Below are 17,584 nucleotides of genomic sequence, written 5' to 3' on the forward strand. Positions count from 1 at the left end.
CGTCAGGACCGGACGTGCCACCAGACACCGATCGAGACACGCTCGTAGCCCCGTGGCCTGGGAACTCACGAGCGTCGACGTCACGGCGCGGCGTACGATTCCCACATGACGGACAACGGCGCCCCCACCCCCGCAGAAGACCACACCGAGAGCCACGACCAGCCGGTTCCGGAAGCTTGGTCCAACTTCATGAGGGAGGGCTGGGACGACCGCGAGGCCGAGGTTCCCGAGCATCCGATCACGCCGTGGGCAGCCGCGCGGCGGCAGCGCCTGGCGAGCATCTTCCCGGGCGAGCGCCTCGTCGTTCCGGCCGGCACCTACAAGGTCCGCGCCAACGACACCGACTACCGCTTCCGCGCCGACACCGCCCACGTCCACCTGACCGGCAACCAGACCTCCGACGCCGTCGTCGTGATCGAGCCCGACGGCACCTCGGTCCTGTACGCCCGCCCGCGCAGCGGTCGCGACACCGACGAGTTCTTCCGCGACCGTCAGTACGGCGCGCTCTGGGCCGGTGCGCGACCCTCGGCCCGTGAGCTCTCCGACTCGCTGGGCATCGAGGTGCGCCACGTCGACCAGCTCGAGTCCGGGCTCTCCGGCAACACCCCGACCCGGGTCCTGCGCGGGGTCGCGGCCGACGTCGACAAGCTGGTCACCCCGGCCGAGGGCGGTCGCGACGAGGAGTTCGCCAAGGCGCTCTCCGAGCTGCGCCTGATCAAGGACGAGTGGGAGCTCGGCGAGCTGCAAGAGGCCTGCGACATCACCGTGCGCGGCTTCACCGACGCGGTCCGCGAGTGGGACCAGGTGCTCAAGCACGGCGAGCGCTGGATCGAGGGCACCTTCTTCCGCCGCGCCCGTGCGGAGGGCAACGACCTCGGCTACGACTCGATCGTCGGCGGTGGCTCCCACGCCACCACGCTGCACTGGATCGACAACGACGGTCCGATCGTCCCCGGCGAGCTGGTGCTGCTCGACATGGGCGTCGAGGGCCACAACCTCTACACCGCCGACATCACCCGCACGCTCCCCATCTCCGGGACGTTCACGCCGCTGCAGCGCAACCTCTACGAGCTCGTCTACAAGGCCCAGCAGGCCGGCATCGAGGCGATCCGCCCGGGTGTGACCTTCCGCGCCGGCCACTTCGCCGCGATGGAGATCCTCGCCCACGGCCTCGACGACCTCGGTCTGCTCCCGGTGTCCGTCGACGAGGCGCTCTCCGAGGACAACAAGACCTACTCCCGCTGGACGCTGCACGGCGTCTCCCACATGCTCGGCCTCGACGTCCACGACTGCGCCTCCGCATCGAAGGAGACCTACGTCGAGGGGCCGCTGCAGGAGGGCATGGTCCTCACCGTCGAGCCTGGCCTCTACTTCCAGAAGGAGGACAAGCTCGTCCCCGAGGAGCTGCGCGGCATCGGCATCCGCATCGAGGACGACATCGTCGTCACCGCCGACGGCGCGGTGAACCTCTCCTCCGGCCTGCCCCGGACCGCCGACGACGTCGAGGCCTGGATGGGTCAGTATCTGTGACGTTGGATGCTGACCGAGGTGACTCGGTCGAGCGGCACTGCCTTCGTGGAGCTCCACGAGGGAAGCGACTGCTCACCGAGGCACCTCGGTCAGCGGCCGCCGTGGCCGGCTGCCTCGCGCTGGCCTTGGCCCTGATGGCGTGCAGCCCGGGACGTATGCCACGACAGCAGCCGGCTGCGTCGGCGACACCGAGCGCCTCGACATCGGCGTCGCCGATCCCGGACGACGTCTTCGAGGGCACCGTGATCGGGATCGACCCGGGCCACAACGGCGGCAACGCGGGCGCCCCCGAGGTGATCGACGAGCCGGTGTGGAACGGCCGCTCGCAGAGCCCGTGTAACACCACCGGCACCGCGACGAACGACGGCTACCCGGAGACCGACTTCACCTGGGCCGTGGCCACGAAGCTCGCCGCCGACCTGCGCGAGTCCGGCGCGAAGGTGGTCATGACCCGGGACAGCAACAACGGAGTCGGGCCATGCATCGACAAGCGCGCGAAGATCATCAACGACGCCGAGGCCGACGTCGCGATCGACATCCACGCCGACGGCGCGGCCGCCTCCGAGCGGGGCTTCTCGCTGCTGATCCCGGTGCCCTCCGGCACCAACGACGAGATCGTCGAGCCCTCGCGTCGCTACGCCGAGCTGCTGCGTACCGAGATGCGGAAGACCGGGATGCCGGTGGCCGACTACCTCGGCAAGGGTGGTTTCGTCGAGCGCGACGACCTAGCCGGCCTCAACCTGACCACGGTGCCGCAGGTGCTGCTCGAGACGGGCAACATGCGCAATGCCGAGGACGCGCGCCTGCTGAAGTCCGACCGGTTCCAGGCGAAGGCGGCCGCCGCCATCGAACGGGCGATGGCGGCGTACCTCCGCTCACGCTGAACTCAGTTTAGAGCTTCGTCCACTCGACGGGCTCGAGCCCGTACTCCTCCGCGATCGGCCCCCACGCCTTGGCGGCCGCCTTCTTCGGGTCGTGGCTGGCCAGGCTGAGCGTGGTCGCCTTCTCCAGCTTGCGCTTGCCGCCGACGCACTCGCCGTCGGCGTTGAGCTTGCGCTTCTCGCCCCAGGCGGCGAAGGCCAGGTCGGCGTTCTGCGAGGTCATCCACGCGGACTCGAGGTTCTTGACGAGCTTCTGCGATCCCGGGAGGACGGCGGTGTCGATCGAGGCGACCTTCGTCGCCAGCTCCTTGCGGGACGCCGCGGCGTCCTGGAAGGTCTGGACCGCCTCCTCGATGTTCTCGCACGCCTCGAGGTCGGCCTGGGCGGCGCCGATGGCCGCCTTGTCCTCGGCGGAGGTCTTGATGAGGTCGTCGATCTTCTTCGCCTCGGCCGCGGCGCCACCCGCGCTCGTGGTGGTGCCCTGGGACGTGCCGGTCTTCGCGTTGGCGTCGTCCTTGTTCACCAGGCCGATGACGAAGGCGATGATCGCGACCACGACGGCCAGCACCAGGACGATCAGGCCCCAGCGCTTGAGGTCGAAGCCCGATCCCTTGCCCTGGCCACCCTGACCGCGCTGCGGCTCGTAGCGGGCGTCATAGGCGTTCCCGTACGGGTCGTAGCCCTGCGGCGCCATCGGAGGCGGCGCCGGGGTGTTGGGCCCGCCGACCGGCGGCTGCCCCACGAGGGTGGCGTCGGTGTAGACGTTCTGGCCGTAGGGGTCACCGTACGCCTGGCCGAACTGGTCCTGGGACGGGTTCTGCGGCTGCCCGTAGGGCTGCTCGTAGCCCTGGTCGTACGGCTGCTCATGGGGCTGGTCGTAACCCTGGGACCACTGGGCCTGCTCCGGCTCCAGCTGCGGCGCGAGCGGGGCATAGGCCGGGTCGCCGTACGCCGGGGGCTGCTGCCCCTGGTCGGGCTGGCCGAAGTCCGGCTGACCGTGGTTCTGCTGGCCGAAGTCCGGCTGCCCGAAGTCCGGCTGCCCGAAGTCCGGCTGGCCGAAGTCCGGCTGGCCGCCGTCATAGCGTGCCTCGGGCGCCGGGGCGTCGAACGACTGCTGCTGCGGCGGTGCGAACTGCTCGAACTCGTCGCGCGGACGGGTGCCCCCGGTGGCCTCCTCCTCGACGGTGTCGAAGCTGGGGCTCATCGCTACCTGGGTCTCCTCGGGGCGGGCCGGCTCGGGCTGGCGTCGCTCGACCGGCGGCATCGCCTCGTGGGTCGCCTCGTACGCCGGGCCGTCCAGCCGCGGCGCGGGCTCGGCGAAGGAGGGGTGCTCCGCGCTCTGGTTGTGGGCCGCGGCCGGACGCGAGGGCAGCGGAGGCATGGGCGCGGGCTCCGGCTCCGGCGGCGCCTGCGGCTCCACCAGCTGGGGCTCGGGGGTCTCGGGCGCGGCGGCCTGCGCCTGCGGCTCCCACGGCTCCGGCGCGGGCGGCTCGGGGGCGCGCTCCTGCACCGGCGCCTCGGGCTCCTCCGGAGCCGGCGCGGGCTCGGGCTCCTCCACGACGCGCTTGCGCTTCGGCAGGAAGAGCGACTGGGACTGGGAGGCGAGCTCGGGCTCGAACTTCGGCGTACGCGCCGCCAGCCCGAACAGACCACCACCCTCCGAACCTGCCGGCGGCGGTGCCATGCCACCGCCGAAGGCCGGTTGCTCACCGCTCGGCGCGGTGATGTTCAGCTGGGGCGCCATCGACGCCCCGGGCGTACGCCGGACCTGCCCGAGCGGCAACGGCTCCGGCTCCGCGTCGGCCTCGGGCGCGGGCCTCGCAGCTTCCTGCCCACGCCTCGGCAACGACAGACCACCCTGGTCAGGAACGGCACCCCGCTGCGGCAGTCGCGGCGGCGCGACCGGCTCCGGTGCACCCTGCGACGGCGGCTGATGAGCGCTTCTGACGGGGGTCCCACAACCTGTGCAGAAGCGCATACCGGTGACGGCTGCACCGCACGAGGTGCACATGGACTCCATAGTCATGTCCGGGGACCTTACCGATGATCCGGTCGAGTCTCGAACCCTCGTGGTCCACCACCCGGACACCTTGGTCGACAGTGTGGGGACAGTGCACCCAAATACCCCCCACACCTTGGTAACACTCCGGTCAGCGTTTCGGTTTCCGATGCACACAAGGGATACGGGCACCGGTAAGATCGGGCGCGGCCTGCGCAAACCCCCTTCCGGCGGGGTGCTCACGCGGGCCACGCCTCCGTAGCTCAGCTGGATAGAGCATCGGCCTTCTAATCCGACGGTCACAGGTTCGAATCCTGTCGGGGGCGCCACAGGAAATTCGTGTGGGTTAAATCATGCGCCCGCGCGTGTTTCGGCGACGACGGCGTCTGCGGCCGTCCTCCCGGCGTACATCGTCCGGAAGAACGGCAGGGTGCGGTGCACCAGCGGACCGATGAGCAGCGCCTCGGCGACCGTGCCGATCCCGACCAGGCCGCCGAGGAGCCAGCCGATCGCGAGCACGGTGATCTCGACGCCCGCACGGCAGAGCCAGACCGGGGCGCCGGTCCGCTGGTGCAGGCCGGTCATCAGGCCGTCACGCGGTCCAGGACCGAGGCCCGGAGCGATGTACATCCCCGTCGCCGCGCCGAGCAGGAGCAGGCCGGCACTGAAGAGCGCGACCTGCCCGACCAGGTCCGAGGGCTGCGGGAGCAGCCAGAGACCGATCTCCGCCGAGGTGCCGACCAGGAGGACGTTCAGCACGGTGCCCACGCCCGGCATCTGCCGCAGCGGGATCCAGAGCAGCAGGACAGCCAGCCCGATCAGGTTGGTCATCATCCCGAACGAGATGCCGGTGATCTCGACGAGTCCGGACGTCAGCGTGTTCCAGGGAGCCAGGCCCAGCGCACCCTGGACGAGCATGGCGAGTGCGATGCCATAGAGGAAGAGTCCAGTTATCAACCAGGAGAGCGACTTCACAGAGAGATCCTTCACGATTGCAAAGCCAATCACGGGTCCAATCGAAGGTAAAGAAGCCAATCAGCGTAAGGTGGCCTCATGCCTCGCGGAAGAATCGGAGCCACTGCGCTCGCTGGCCTGCTCGGTCAGTGGCACGGAGAGGGCCCGGCGTACGAGAACCTGGCCGAACGCATCCAGCTCCTGCTGATCGACGGGCGGCTCTCCGCCGACGTACGCCTCCCCTCCGAGCGTGAGCTCTCCGAGCGGCTGATGCTGAGCCGCACCACGATCACGGCGGCCTACCGGCGCCTGCGGGAGCACGGCTACGCGCTGAGCGTGCAGGGGTCGGGTACGACGACGAAGCTCCCGCCCACCGCACCCGACTCGTTCACCGAGGGCGGCGAGATCGACCTGGTCAGGGCCACCCTGCCGGCCACCCGACGGCTCCCCGAGGCCGCCGTGGAGGCGACCCGGCGACTGGCCGACCACATGACCGGCCCCGGATACACGCTGTGGGGCATCGAGGAGCTCCGCGCGGAGATCGCGGCGCGCTACACCGATCGCGGCCTGCCGACCGATCCCGACCAGATCATGGTGACCACCGGCGGCCAGAGCGCCATCGCCCTGCTCGCCCGCACCGTGATCAGCCGCGGCGACCGGGCCTACGCCGAGAGCCCCTCCTACCCCAACGCGTACGACGCCCTCAGTCTCGCCGGAGCCCGGATCATCACGAGCCCGGTGACCACCGACGCCGGCTGGGACATGCCGGCGATGGAGGCGGCCATCGCCCGCACCACCCCCGTGATGGCGTACGTCATGCCCGACTTCCACAACCCGACGTCTCGCTCGATGTCGACCGAGGACCGGCTCCGCCTGCTGCACGCCGCGGGGAAGGTCGACACGCTCCTGGTAGCCGACGACACCACCGCCGAGCTGAACATCGACCGCCCGCACACCTTCCCGCCGCTGGCCGCGATGGCCGGCGAGCACCAGGCCCGCGTCGTCCACATCGGCTCGGCGAGCAAGATGCTGTGGGGCGGGCTCCGCGTCGGCTGGATCCGGGCGGACCCGGTACTGCTGACCCAGATCGCCAGCGGGCGCTCGGCGACCGACCTCGGCACCCCGATCTGGGAGCAGCTGGTCACCACGATCCTGTTCCGGCATCTCCCCGAGATCCTCGAGGAGCGCGCCGCCCAGCTCGCCGCCGGCCGCGCCGCGCTCTACCACGCGATGCGCGAGCACCTGCCCGACTGGGAGCTGCCGCCACGCATCGACGGCGGCCTCTCCGCCTGGGTCGGCCTGCCCGCGCCGGTCAGCTCCCAGCTCACCCTCGCCGCCAGACCCCACGGACTGCTCGTCACCGCCGGGCCCCGGTTCGGGGTCGACGGCGCCTACGAGCGTCACCTGCGGCTGGCGATCACGCCCCGCCCCGACCTGGTTCGACGCGGGGTCGAGATCCTCGCCGAGGTCTGGCCGCGCGCGGCCTCCACGCCTGCCCTGGCCCTCACCACCTCCGAGGCCGTCGTCTGACTGACCGAGTCGGCGAATCTGTTGTGACCCGCGCCACATTCGGTCAGGATGTGGGACATGCAAGGACTGATCCAGGACGCACCGCTGACCATCGACACGATCATCCGGCGCGCCGAGCGCGTCTTCCCGACGCGGGAGATCGTCACCAAGACCGCCACCGGTCTGGAGCGCAACACGTTCAAGGACCTCACCGTGGAGGCACGCAAGCAGGCCGCCGTGCTCGACCGGCTGGGCATCTCCGAGGACGGCCGGGTGGCGAGCTTCGCGTGGAACACCCTGCGCCACCTCGCGCTCTACTACTCCGTCCCCTGCACCGGCCGGGTGCTGCACACCGGCAACATCCGCTACTTCCCCGAGCAGCTCGTCTACACGTTCAACCACGCCGAGGACGAGGCGGTCTTCGTCGACCGCTCGCTGCTCGGGCTGCTGGCGCCCCTCCTCCCCCAGCTGACCACGCTCAAGCACGTCGTGGTGATGGACGACGGGGCGCCGACGCCGCTCCCCGACGACCCTCGGGTCGTGTCCTACGAGGAGCTGATGGCCGATGCCGAGGAGACGGTGATCGAGGGCCGGGTCACCGACGAGCGCACGGCCGCCGGGATCTGCTACACCTCCGGCACCACCGGCAACCCGAAGGGCGTCGTCTACACCCACCGCTCGCAGTACCTGCACGCGCTGGCCTCTCTGTCCGGCACCCTCTTCGGCACCAACGACCGTGATCGCGTGCTGCCCGTGGTGCCCTTCTTCCACGCCAACGGCTGGGGTTTCGCCCACTCCTCCCTGCTGGCCGGGGCCAACCTGATCCTGCCCGGCCCCGACCTCTCGCCCGCCGGCATCGTCAAGCTCCTCGAGGCCGAGAAGGTGACGATCGCGGCCGGCGTACCCACGATCTGGATGGGCATGGTCCCGCTGCTGAAGGACGCCGACCTATCCTCGTTGCGCGCGGTCATCTGCGGCGGCTCGGCGGTGCCGAAGTCGCTCTCGGAGGCCTGGCGCGAGGCGATCGGCCTGCCGATCACCCAGGCGTGGGGCATGACCGAGATGTCGCCGCTCGGCAGTGTCTTCAACGAGCGCGCCGAGATCTCCGGCCTCTCCGAGGAGGAGAAGGCCGACTACCGTACGTCGCCGGGCATCCCGGCCGTCGGCGTCGAGCTCCGCATCGTGGAGCCCGGAACCACCGACGAGCTCCCCTGGGACGGCACGACGACCGGCGAGCTCGAGTGTCGCGGCCCGTGGATCGCGTCGGGCTACTACAAGGTCGAAGCGTCCGGCTCGTTCTCGCCCGACGGCTGGCTGCGCACCGGGGACATCGCCGCGATCGACCCGCTGGGCTACGTACGCATCGTCGACCGCACCAAGGACCTGGTGAAGTCGGGTGGTGAGTGGATCTCGACCGTCGCGATCGAGAACCTCATCATGGGCCACCCCAGCATCGCCGAGGCCGCGGTCGTCGCGGTGCCGCACCCCAAGTGGGGCGAGCGGCCGCTGGCGTTCGCAGTGGTCAAGGACGGTGAGTCGGTGACCAAGGAGGAGCTGCTCGGCTACCTCGCCGACAACCTCGGCAAGTGGCAGGTCCCCGACGACGTGGTCTTCATCGACGAGGTGCCGAAGACCTCGGTCGGGAAGTTCTCCAAGAAGACCCTGCGCGAGAAGTACGCCGACTACAAGCTGCCCACGGCGTAGCCCGGCGCTCAGCCCAGCTGCGCGAGGATCGAGTCGCACTCGACCCTCGCGCAGCGGGCGTCCTCGTGCTTGCCCAGAGCGGCGCGGGCCTCGGCCAGATGGCCGAGCGCGTCGGCCAGACCGGGCAGGTCACCGGCGGCACGCAGCTTGGTCACGGCCTCCTCGAAGTGCCCGGCCGCCTCGTCGACCGCGCCGAGCTGCTGGTGGATCCAGCCGATGGTGGCGACGACGTTGCCCTCGCTGCGATAGCCGGGAGCCACCCGGCGCAGCTCGGCGAGCGCCGCCTCGCAGTGCCGCAGCCCCGATTCGTACGCCCCGTCGAGGGCCTCGTAGAGACCCAGCCGCCCGGTCGTCCAGGCCGCCCGGATCGGGTCGCCCCCGCGCGCGAAGACGTCCGCCGCCCGCGCCGCGTACGCAGCAGCCCCGGCGTGATCGCCGGAGGCCGTGGCCACGGTGGCCAGCCGGTGCAGGGTCTTTCCCTCCGCGACCAGGTCGCCGGACTCCATCGCCAGGTCGAGGGCCCGACGGAGGTGGTCGAGAGCGTCCTCGACCCGGCCCAGGCGCCCGCAGGCCGCCCCGGCGGCGCGGTGCATGACGCCGAGCCCGGCCGGGTCGCCGCCCTGCGAGACGCTGCGCCGAACGCCGGGGAGCGCGGCCTCGGCCAGCGCCGCCAGCTCGATCCAGCGTCCTTGGAGGTCGAGCAGGCGCTCGAGGGCTCCGACGAGCAGCACGATCCGATCGGGCGCGATGCCCCGGGCCACAGCGACGTCGATCACCCGGGAGATCACCGGCAGCTGAACGGCGATCCAGGCGAGCGCCTCGCCGCTGTCGCCGACCACCTCGATGGTGACCCCGTCTCGCATCGGCTCGGTGGTGCCGAGATGGCTCTGATGGGGGTCGTAGGCGCTGTGCACGGCCCGAGCGCTGAACACGTAGTGGTCGATCATCCGCAGCTCGGCCCCCTCGCGCAGCGAGTCCGGCTCACCCGTGGCGAGATCGGCGGCGTACTCCCGGAGCAGGTCGTGCAGCACGAACCGGCCGGGCGCGACCTCGGTCAGCAGGTTGGCCTCGGTGAGCTCGTCGAGCAGGCGACGGACCCGCACCCGGGAGATCCCGGCCAGGCTGGCCGCGGCCAGGACGGTGAGCGTCGGCCCGGGATGCAGGCCGATCAGCCGGAACAGCCGGGCCGCATCCTCGGACAGGTGCCGGACCGACCACGAGAAGGTCGCCCGGAGATCCCCGCGACCGCCGCCGAACCCGTCCAGACGGGACTCGCCGAGCTCCTCTGCCAGGTCGGCGAGGGCATAGGCCGGCCGGGTCGCGGCCCGGGCCGCCACCACCGACAGGGTCAACGGCAGCGAGGCGCACAGCTCGATGATCCGGTCGACCGCCTCCGGCTCGGCCAGCAGCCGTTCCTCGCCGAGCCGTCCGGCCAGCAGCTGGTAGGCCTCGGCGTCGTCGAGCAGGCCCAGCTCCATCGGCTTCGCGCCGGCCTCCGCGACCAGGCCGGAGAGCCGGTTCCGGCTGGTCACCAGGGTCACGCAGCCAGGACTGCCCGGGACGAGGCTGCGGACCTGCTCGCTGTCGCGGGCGTTGTCGAGCACGAGCAGCACCCGCTTGCCGGCGAGCCTGCTGCGCAGCAGCCCGGCCCGGCCGTCGATGTCCTGGGGCTGGCGGGATCGCTCCACCCCGAACGCCTCGAGCACCACACCGAGCGCATCCAGCGGGTCGAGCGCGTCGCGCGGGTCGAAGCCGCGCAGGTTCACGAACACCTGTCCGTCAGGGAAGCGTGGGGCGCTCCGGTGCGCCCAGTAGAGCGCCAGCGTCGTCTTGCCGATCCCCGCCGTGCCCGCGATCGCCGAGATCACGACAGCGCGGCCATCGTCCTCGGTGACCAGCTGGTCCAGCTTCGTCAGCTGGTCCTCGCGCCCCGCGAAGGTGGCGACGACCGGCGGCAGCTGGCGCGGCACGATCTCCGCGTGGGCCCGTGCCGCCGCGGGCTCGGGATCGTCTCCGTCGAGGATCCGCAGCTGCAGGTCGCGTACGTCCTTGGACGGCTCGACCCCGAGCTCGTCCCGGAGGACACGGAAGAGTCGCTGGTAGGCATCCAGGGCCTCGGCCGTACGGCCGGAGTGCCACAGCGCCGTCATCAGCAGGAGCCACAGACCCTCGCGGAGCGGGTTGGCCTGCACGACCGGTCCCAGGTCGCCGACCACCGCAGCCTGCCGGCCGAGCGCCAGGTCGGCGGCGGCCCGCGACTCGACGGCGACCAGGCGCAGCTCCTCGAGACGGGCGGACTCGGTCGCGATCATCCGGGACTCACCGACCGCGCCGTAGGCACCACCGGTCCACAGCCCCAGGGCGGCATCGAAGAGCATGCTGGCCCGCTCGTGGTCGCCGGCCTCGGCGGAGGCCCGGCCCTGCTCGACCAGGTCCTCGAAGCGGGCCTGGTCGACGTCCGCGCCGACCAGCGCGTAGCCGTTCGCCCGGCTCTCCAGGCGGTGGCGATCCTCGCCGAGCGCACGACGCAGGTCCCGGACGCGCTGGTGAAGGAGGTTCACCCCCGTCGCCGGGGGTGAACCTCTCCACAGCTCGTCGACCAACAGGTCGGAGGAGACCGGCGCTCCACGCGCGGCGGCCAGCAGGGCAAGCAGGGTCCGTCGCGTACGCGACAGTCTCTGCACCGTGCCGTCGTCACAGATCAGCTCGACGGCGCCAAGGACCCGGACCCGCACCACACCTCCAGTTGACCACGCAGCATTACGTCATTACGTCCGAGACGTACCATCGTCTCATCACGACACCGATGGTGACGCGGAATGCCGCCAGAAGGTTGCCTGGTGGTGGTACTGAAACCAGATTTAAGGGCTTCCGGTCTACGGAACCCGCCACAGGCCGCTCTCGCCGCCCTTGTCGATCTGGAACCTGACCTGCTTGATGTTCACCCCGACCGGGACGACGAAGGGCACCAGTGCCGTCCGCTGGTCACGCGGCTGCAGCCCGAACGGGTTCGGGAACACCTCGCCGCCGTCGACCGTCACCGTGCTGGGCTGGCTCTTGTACTTCTTGCCCGAGGCATCGATGACCGTCGTGCCCGTGGCCGGGGTGTCGTTGAAGACCCTCGACCCGGCATTGACGACCTGGATCTCGACGGCCATCACACGCGACCCCGGCGGGGTCACGGTGCCGTCGGTGAAGGACGTCTCGAAGACGTCCTGCACGATCACCCTCAACAGGATTCCGGGTGCTTCGCCCTTGATGGTGCCCTCGCCCGTCAGCCCGAGCTGTTGGTTCTGCTGGATCCTCTCGGTGCTGTCGACGGTGATCACCTTCTTCTCCATCGCCGGGTTCTCACCATGGTTGTTGCTGTACAACCCGTAGTCGACGGAACTGTCCGAACCGCAGCCGACCCCGGCCGCCGCAACGGCTCCCCCGAGGATCAGCATGGCCAAACGACGCACACGCACTCCTTATGAAATTTGTTGCCGTGGACAGGAAATTGTTCCCCTGGATTTACCATGGCAACATGCCGGAGTCCAAGCGGTCGGCCTAGGGCCTAAGGTCCCAATCCGGGCTTCAACTCTTCGCAACTATTTCCACAGGACGACGTAGTAGACGAGCGTCGGAATCACCGGCGCCACGAGAAACCACGGCGTGACCAGCGAGAGCTTGTTGATCAGGCGTACGCCGCCCACCGCCGCCGCTCCCAGCAGCACCGAGATCACGAAAAGACCCTCGCGCGCACCGCCTTTGTCGGCGCCGGTCGCACCGAGCGCGGCCATCGCCAGGGAGTGCAGCATCACGACGGAGCAGAGCAGCGAGGAAGCGACGTACTTCTTGACCTGCTCGATGTGCACGAGCGGACCCTACTCCGTCCCCACCGCCGGACGTTCCACGAGACCGGCCAGCTTCGCCGGAGCCTGGATGCAGTAGGAGTCTGTCAGGAGCTCGGCGACCTCGTCCCAGTCGGTGTCGTCGTCGAGGATCATCCCGACCACGTTGCCGCCCCAGCCGGCCTTGAAGTAGGGGTGACCCAGGTGCTCGAAGGCCACCACCTCGTCGGGCTCCCCCCGGAACACGATCCGGAAGAGCTGGTCCTCCCCGCCGAAGACGTGCGCGATCGTCGCCTGGCCGACCCGCCAGCGGACACCGACCCAGGCGTCGTCCTCGAGGCACTTCGGGAACGCGCCGAGGATCTCCCGCAGCCGCGCCACCATCGCCTCGGGAACCTCTGGACGTTCAGCCATGCCTCCGATCCTGCCAGGCAGCACCGACATCCTTAATTGCTATACATGTTTATGATCAACATGTACGGTTTCTGTCATGAAGAAGCAGACGATCGGATACGTCGCATGGCGGCTCGCCATGCGTCTGCGGGTGTCGATGGACCGAGCGCTCGCGCCCCTGGGTCTCACCCACGCGCAGTACTCGCTCATCGCCTCCCTCTACGGTCTCCGCGCCTCGGAGGCCCCGACACAGAAGCAGCTGGCCGACCTCACCGGGCTGGAGCCGATGTACGTCTCCAAGCTCGCCCGCCAGCTCGAGGCGAAGGGCTGGGTCGAGCGCGTCCGCGACGCCAAGGACACCCGAGCCGTACGTCTCGCCATCACGCCCGAGGGCACCGAGGTGACCCGCGAGGCGATCACGGTGACCAGTCGATTGCTCGACCAGCTCACCGCACCTCTCGGCGGCCGCAACAGCCGCCGTGCCGCCGAGGCGCAGGCAGCGCTCGAGGCGATGCTCACCGCACCCATCGACACCGATCCCACCCCAGGAGACTGATCATGACCACCACCACTCCCCTTGTTCCCGGCCCTGTCACCGGCGCCAACCTGGGCGTCGCCTACTTCGCGATCCGCAAGAACCTCCTCGACGTGCTCGACGACTACGACCTGACCTTCGAGCAGTCGCTCCTGCTCAACTACCTGAGCCGGGGCGAGGCGACGCGCGCCGATCTCGTCGCGACGACCGCCGGCAACATCAAGGTCTCCGCGGCCGAGGTCGAGTCCCACCTCGACGCCGCGATCGCTCGCGGCCTGATCGCCGACGGCCTCACCCTCACCGAGGAGGGCGACCGGCTCCAGCAGGAGATCACGACGCGCAGCCAGCCTCTGACCAGGACGTTCTTCGCCGACATCCCGGCCGAGGATCTCGCCGCGACCGCGCGCGTCCTGGCCACCCTCACCGAACGGGCCAACGCCGCTCTGGCCGCCTCCTAGGATCGGGGGCATGGCACAGGAGACGTACGACGTAGTGGTGGCCGGCGGCGGACACAACGGCCTCACCGCCGCGGCCTATCTGAGCCGGGCGGGCCTCTCGGTCCTGGTGCTGGAGCGGCTCGACCATGTCGGCGGCGCGGCGATCTCGGCGCAGGCGTTCGAGGGCTTCCCGACCCGGCTCTCGCGCTACTCCTACCTGGTCTCGCTGCTCCCCGAGCAGATCCGCACCGACCTCGGGCTCGACATCGAGCTCGCGTCACGGCAGACCGCGTCGTACTCCCCGTTCCTCGACGGCTCGCGCGCCACCGGTCTTCTCGTCGAGACACCCGAGGGCGAGGCCACCGCGGCCAGCTTCCGCGCGGCGACCGGGTCGGACGAGGAGTACGCCGCGTGGCAGTCGTTCTACGAGGAGGTCGCGGATCTGGCCCGGGTCGTTGCGCCCACCCTCACCTCGCCGCTGTCGACGGCCGCCGCGATCCGCTCGAAGGTGGGTGCGCCGATCTGGCGCGACCTCGTCGAGCGCCCTCTGGGGGAGGCGATCGAGCGCCGCTTCGGCAACGACCTCGTGCGCGGCGTGGTCGCCACCGATGCCCTGATCGGCACCTTCGCGGGCCTCGGCGAGGCGAGCCTGATCCAGAACCGCTGCTTCCTCTACCACCTGATCGGCAACGGGACCGGCGAGTGGCGGGTCCCGGTCGGCGGCATGGGCGCGGTCACCGGGGCCATTACCAAGGCCGTGTACGCGGGCGGGGCGCAGGTCCTCACCGGCGCGACCGTCACCTCGATCCGCGGCGGAGCCGCCGGCGAGGGTGCCGAGGTCACCTGGACCGACGCCTCCGGATCCCACACCGTGGCCGCCGGGTACGTGCTCTCCGGCCTGGCTCCGTACGTCCTCGACGGCCTCCTCGGCCGCACGCCCTCTCCTGCGGTCAAGCCCGTGGGTGCCCAGCTCAAGATCAACATGCTCCTCGAGCGGCTCCCCCGACTGCGCTCCGGCGAGGACCCGAAGGTCGCCTTCGCCGGCACCCTCCACCTCGGCGAGTCCTACTCGGAGCTCGAGAAGGCGTACGCCGAGGCCGCCGCCGGCTCGGTGCCGACCGAGATGCCCGGCGAGGTCTACTGCCACTCGCTGACCGACCCCTCGATCCTCGGCGACGTGCCGCCCGGCACCCAGACCCTCACCTACTTCGGCCTGCACACCCCGGCGACCCTCTTCGAGGATCCCGCGACGCGCTCGGAGCGCAAGGAGCAGGCTGTCGAGCGCGCCATCGCCTCCCTCGACCGACACCTGCTCGACCCGATCAGCTCCGTCGTCGCCCGGAACGCGGATGGCGAGGCGTGCATCGAGGCCAAGATCCCCCAGGAGATCGAGGCCGACCTGGCCATGCCCGGCGGCCACATCTTCCACGGCGACCTCGCCTGGCCCTGGGCTCCCGACGACGCCGATCTGACCACTCCGGCCGCCCGCTGGGGCGTCGCCACCGACCTCGGATCGGTCCTGCTGTGCGGCTCCGGCGCCCGCCGCGGCGGGGCCGTCTCCGGCCTCGGCGGCCACAACGCCGCCCAGGCCGTCCTGGAGCTCCGCTGACCCCCTCCTCGATTTGGGCCGTATCCGCGCCCGCTGCTACTGTTCTTCTCGTCGCCGAGCGCGCCTGACGGGCTCCAAGACATGCGCCATTAGCTCAATTGGTAGAGCAGCTGACTCTTAATCAGCGGGTTGTAGGTTCAAGTCCTACATGGCGTACTCGATAGAAAATATCGCCCCCGATCTGGTCAAACCAGGTCGGGGGCGATTCTCCTTTTCTCGCCGCGGGAACATGAGGTCCTCCGAATTGAGTCCCCAAACCTTCACCTACAGTGGGCGCCGCTGGGCCTCCGACTGACGGCTCAGCGGCTGGTTACCGAGTCAGTGGCCAAGTGGCCTGGATGGCTGACCGTCGCCCATCTTCACCTCAGACGCGCCGAAAGCTGCGACTCGGCCGGCGAGCGTTCGGACCTGGCTTCCGAAGAACACCAGTGGTGCCTGTGTTCCGTCGAGGTCGAGCGCGAGCACCTCGAGCAGCATGAGCGTGTGGTCGCCTGCCTCGACCGCGGTGTGCGGGGCGACCTCGATGGTCGCGAGAGCCCCTGGCATGAAGGCGGCCTGACCCGACAGATCCATCTCGACTCCGTCGAAGCGCTCGGCGGTGGGACGGCGCAGGTCGTGCAGGACCTGCTCGTTCCCTTCGCCGAGCACGCTGATGCCCCAGCGTTGCGCCCGCCGCAGCACCGGCCACGTTGTCGAGGTGTGCGCGAACGACAGCGATACGAGGGGCGGGTCGAGCGATACGGACACGAGCGAGTTCGCCGGCATCCCGACGACTCGGCCCTCGACCTCCGCAGCCACCACGGAGAGACCCGTCGCGAAGCCCGCGAGGGTGCGACGCATCTGGTCGGGTGTGATCACGAGAGCCAGTCCCCGACGCCGTACTGCTCGGGCACGCCGAGGTTCCCGCGTAGCGTCGACCCGACGTAGTCTTCCGGGTAGAGGCCCCGCGCACGCAGGATCGGCACCACCTCGTCGACGAAGGCGTCGACGCCGTCTTCGAAGATGTCAGGCAGGATCCAGAACCCGTCTGCAGCACCCGCCTCGAACCACTCCTGGAGATGATCGGCGTGCGCCTCGCCCGGGCCAACGGTCGTCGGGTGGTAGTCGATCACCCCGTGCGCCAGGATGTCGCGCGGCGACCACCCTTCGCGCGCGACCTCGAGCGCGATGCCAGCACGCGGATCGGCCGAGGACACACGCGCCGCGGCTAGCTGCTCCGCAGAGAGCGGTACGTCGAGATCCTCACGTTGGAGCCAGACCCCGATCATCGAGCTCAGGTGCGGCAACCGGGCATCGATCACGTCGCCCGAGAACGCGATGCGCCGATCAAGCCCTTCCCGAACCGTTGGCGCGACAGTCGTCATGAGCCCCGCGATGTACTTGATGTCGTCGGGATCCCGCCCCGCCTCCTCAGCGGCCTTCCGCACCGCGTCGCGCTGGGCACGGGCCTCCTCGATCGTCCACACCTCGGCGATGAACCCGCTCGCGAATCGCCCCGCGAACTCGAGCAGATGGGGACTCGGACCACCTGAGGTGAAGATCACCGGCTGACCCTGCTCCGACGGCGGCAGGGCGAGCGGACCTCTCGACGCGACGTAGGTTCCTCCGAGGTTGATGGGCTGCAGCTTCGCCGGGTCGATGAAGCGGCCCGACTCCTGATCCTTGATCCAGGCATCCTTCTCCCAGCTGCCCCACAGCGCCTGCACGATCTGGGCCGACTCATGGGCCCGCTGGTAGCGCTCCCCACGTTCCGCGACCGGCTTGCCGTAGTTCGCAGCGACGGCTGCATCACTCGTCGTGACCGCGTTCCACCCGGCTCGCCCGTGGCTCATGATGTCCAGCACCTTGAACTGCCGCGCAGTGTTGAACGGCTCCTGGAACGTCGTGGAGCCGGTCAGCACGAACCCGATCTTCTCCGTCGCCTGCGAGATCGCAGCCGCCACCATGAGCGGATCCATGACATTGCTCATCGCCGCGCGCTCGACGTCGCCGCGTACGGCCGGGAAGTCCGGCGTGAAGACGAACGCGAACCCGCCACGCTCCGCGGCCTGCGCGTAACGGATGTTCGCGTCGATCCTCGCGTAATTTCCTGGGTCGACGTGGGGCGCACGCCATGCGCCCGGGAGGACCCCGTAGCCGTCCCCGAGCATCATGCCGAGGATCATCTTGCGTTCAGTCATCTATCCAACCTGAGATGTTG

At 70.0% G+C, this 17,584-nt stretch carries 15 protein-coding genes and 2 tRNA genes; 9 read left to right on the top strand and 8 right to left on the bottom strand.

The features are described from left to right. Nucleotides 1-105 precede the first annotated feature (105 nt). Nucleotides 106-1,530, top strand: coding sequence for an aminopeptidase P family protein (locus ACIA03_RS23755; RefSeq protein WP_396987124.1), 1,425 nt, complete (start codon nucleotides 106-108; stop codon nucleotides 1,528-1,530). Between the two features lie 155 nt (nucleotides 1,531-1,685). Next, complete coding sequence (locus tag ACIA03_RS23760; RefSeq protein WP_396987126.1) at nucleotides 1,686-2,414, top strand: N-acetylmuramoyl-L-alanine amidase; 729 nt, start codon at nucleotides 1,686-1,688, stop codon at nucleotides 2,412-2,414. A 7-nt stretch (nucleotides 2,415-2,421) separates the two neighbouring features. On the opposite strand, the gene ACIA03_RS23765 is transcribed toward ACIA03_RS23760, so the two are convergent. Then, nucleotides 2,422-4,257 (bottom strand): hypothetical protein, encoded by a 1,836-nt coding sequence (locus ACIA03_RS23765; RefSeq protein WP_396987128.1) that lies wholly within the window; start codon nucleotides 4,255-4,257, stop codon nucleotides 2,422-2,424. A 405-nt stretch (nucleotides 4,258-4,662) separates the two neighbouring features. Between ACIA03_RS23765 and ACIA03_RS23770 the strand changes: the two genes are divergently transcribed. Beyond that, nucleotides 4,663-4,739, top strand: a tRNA-Arg gene (locus tag ACIA03_RS23770). A 22-nt stretch (nucleotides 4,740-4,761) separates the two neighbouring features. Here the strand turns inward: ACIA03_RS23770 and ACIA03_RS23775 are convergent. Continuing rightward, nucleotides 4,762-5,385 carry a YitT family protein gene (locus ACIA03_RS23775; RefSeq protein WP_396987130.1) on the bottom strand — a complete coding sequence of 208 codons (624 nt, stop codon included), beginning with the start codon at nucleotides 5,383-5,385 and terminating at the stop codon, nucleotides 4,762-4,764. 78 nt (nucleotides 5,386-5,463) lie between these two features. On the opposite strand from ACIA03_RS23775, the gene ACIA03_RS23780 reads away from it, so the two are divergent. Together ACIA03_RS23780 and ACIA03_RS23785 are read left to right on the top strand one after the other, a co-directional pair. Then, entirely contained in the window at nucleotides 5,464-6,894 is a 1,431-nt protein-coding gene (locus ACIA03_RS23780) for a PLP-dependent aminotransferase family protein (RefSeq protein ID WP_396987132.1), read from the top strand. Between the two features lie 57 nt (nucleotides 6,895-6,951). Beyond that, nucleotides 6,952-8,577 (top strand): long-chain fatty acid--CoA ligase, encoded by a 1,626-nt coding sequence (locus tag ACIA03_RS23785; RefSeq protein WP_396987134.1) that lies wholly within the window; start codon nucleotides 6,952-6,954, stop codon nucleotides 8,575-8,577. Nucleotides 8,578-8,585: 8 nt separating this feature from the next. On the opposite strand, the gene ACIA03_RS23790 is transcribed toward ACIA03_RS23785, so the two are convergent. The 4 genes from ACIA03_RS23790 to ACIA03_RS23805 form a co-directional block, all read right to left on the bottom strand. Continuing rightward, nucleotides 8,586-11,312, bottom strand: coding sequence for a BTAD domain-containing putative transcriptional regulator (locus ACIA03_RS23790; protein ID WP_396987136.1), 2,727 nt, complete (start codon nucleotides 11,310-11,312; stop codon nucleotides 8,586-8,588). Between the two features lie 141 nt (nucleotides 11,313-11,453). Further along, nucleotides 11,454-12,038, bottom strand: a complete 585-nt coding sequence (locus ACIA03_RS23795; RefSeq protein ID WP_396987137.1) for a hypothetical protein — start codon at nucleotides 12,036-12,038, stop codon at nucleotides 11,454-11,456. A gap of 129 nt (nucleotides 12,039-12,167) precedes the next feature. Continuing rightward, on the bottom strand, nucleotides 12,168-12,434 hold the full coding sequence (locus ACIA03_RS23800) for a transcriptional regulator (protein WP_396987139.1): 267 nt from the start codon (nucleotides 12,432-12,434) through the stop codon (nucleotides 12,168-12,170). A gap of 9 nt (nucleotides 12,435-12,443) precedes the next feature. Next, a complete protein-coding gene (locus tag ACIA03_RS23805) occupies nucleotides 12,444-12,824 on the bottom strand; it encodes an MmcQ/YjbR family DNA-binding protein (RefSeq protein WP_396987141.1) in 381 nt (126 codons plus the stop codon). Nucleotides 12,825-12,900: 76 nt separating this feature from the next. On the opposite strand from ACIA03_RS23805, the gene ACIA03_RS23810 reads away from it, so the two are divergent. The 4 genes from ACIA03_RS23810 (at nucleotide 12,901) to ACIA03_RS23825 (ending at nucleotide 15,540) form a co-directional block, all read left to right on the top strand. Further along, nucleotides 12,901-13,359 carry a MarR family winged helix-turn-helix transcriptional regulator gene (locus tag ACIA03_RS23810; RefSeq protein ID WP_396987143.1) on the top strand — a complete coding sequence of 153 codons (459 nt, stop codon included), beginning with the start codon at nucleotides 12,901-12,903 and terminating at the stop codon, nucleotides 13,357-13,359. 2 nt (nucleotides 13,360-13,361) lie between these two features. Beyond that, nucleotides 13,362-13,796 (top strand): hypothetical protein, encoded by a 435-nt coding sequence (locus ACIA03_RS23815; protein WP_396987145.1) that lies wholly within the window; start codon nucleotides 13,362-13,364, stop codon nucleotides 13,794-13,796. Between the two features lie 10 nt (nucleotides 13,797-13,806). Continuing rightward, entirely contained in the window at nucleotides 13,807-15,384 is a 1,578-nt protein-coding gene (locus tag ACIA03_RS23820) for a phytoene desaturase family protein (protein WP_396987147.1), read from the top strand. A gap of 83 nt (nucleotides 15,385-15,467) precedes the next feature. Further along, nucleotides 15,468-15,540 (top strand) — tRNA-Lys (locus ACIA03_RS23825). 162 nt (nucleotides 15,541-15,702) lie between these two features. On the opposite strand, the gene ACIA03_RS23830 is transcribed toward ACIA03_RS23825, so the two are convergent. Beyond that, nucleotides 15,703-16,224 (bottom strand): flavin reductase family protein, encoded by a 522-nt coding sequence (locus tag ACIA03_RS23830; protein WP_396987149.1) that lies wholly within the window; start codon nucleotides 16,222-16,224, stop codon nucleotides 15,703-15,705. Nucleotides 16,225-16,238: 14 nt separating this feature from the next. Next, nucleotides 16,239-17,564, bottom strand: coding sequence for an NtaA/DmoA family FMN-dependent monooxygenase (locus ACIA03_RS23835; protein WP_396987150.1), 1,326 nt, complete (start codon nucleotides 17,562-17,564; stop codon nucleotides 16,239-16,241). Nucleotides 17,565-17,584: the final 20 nt, after the last annotated feature.

The sequence above is a fragment of the Nocardioides sp. NPDC051685 genome (genome assembly GCF_044453405.1).
Lineage (GTDB): Bacteria > Actinomycetota > Actinomycetes > Propionibacteriales > Nocardioidaceae > Nocardioides.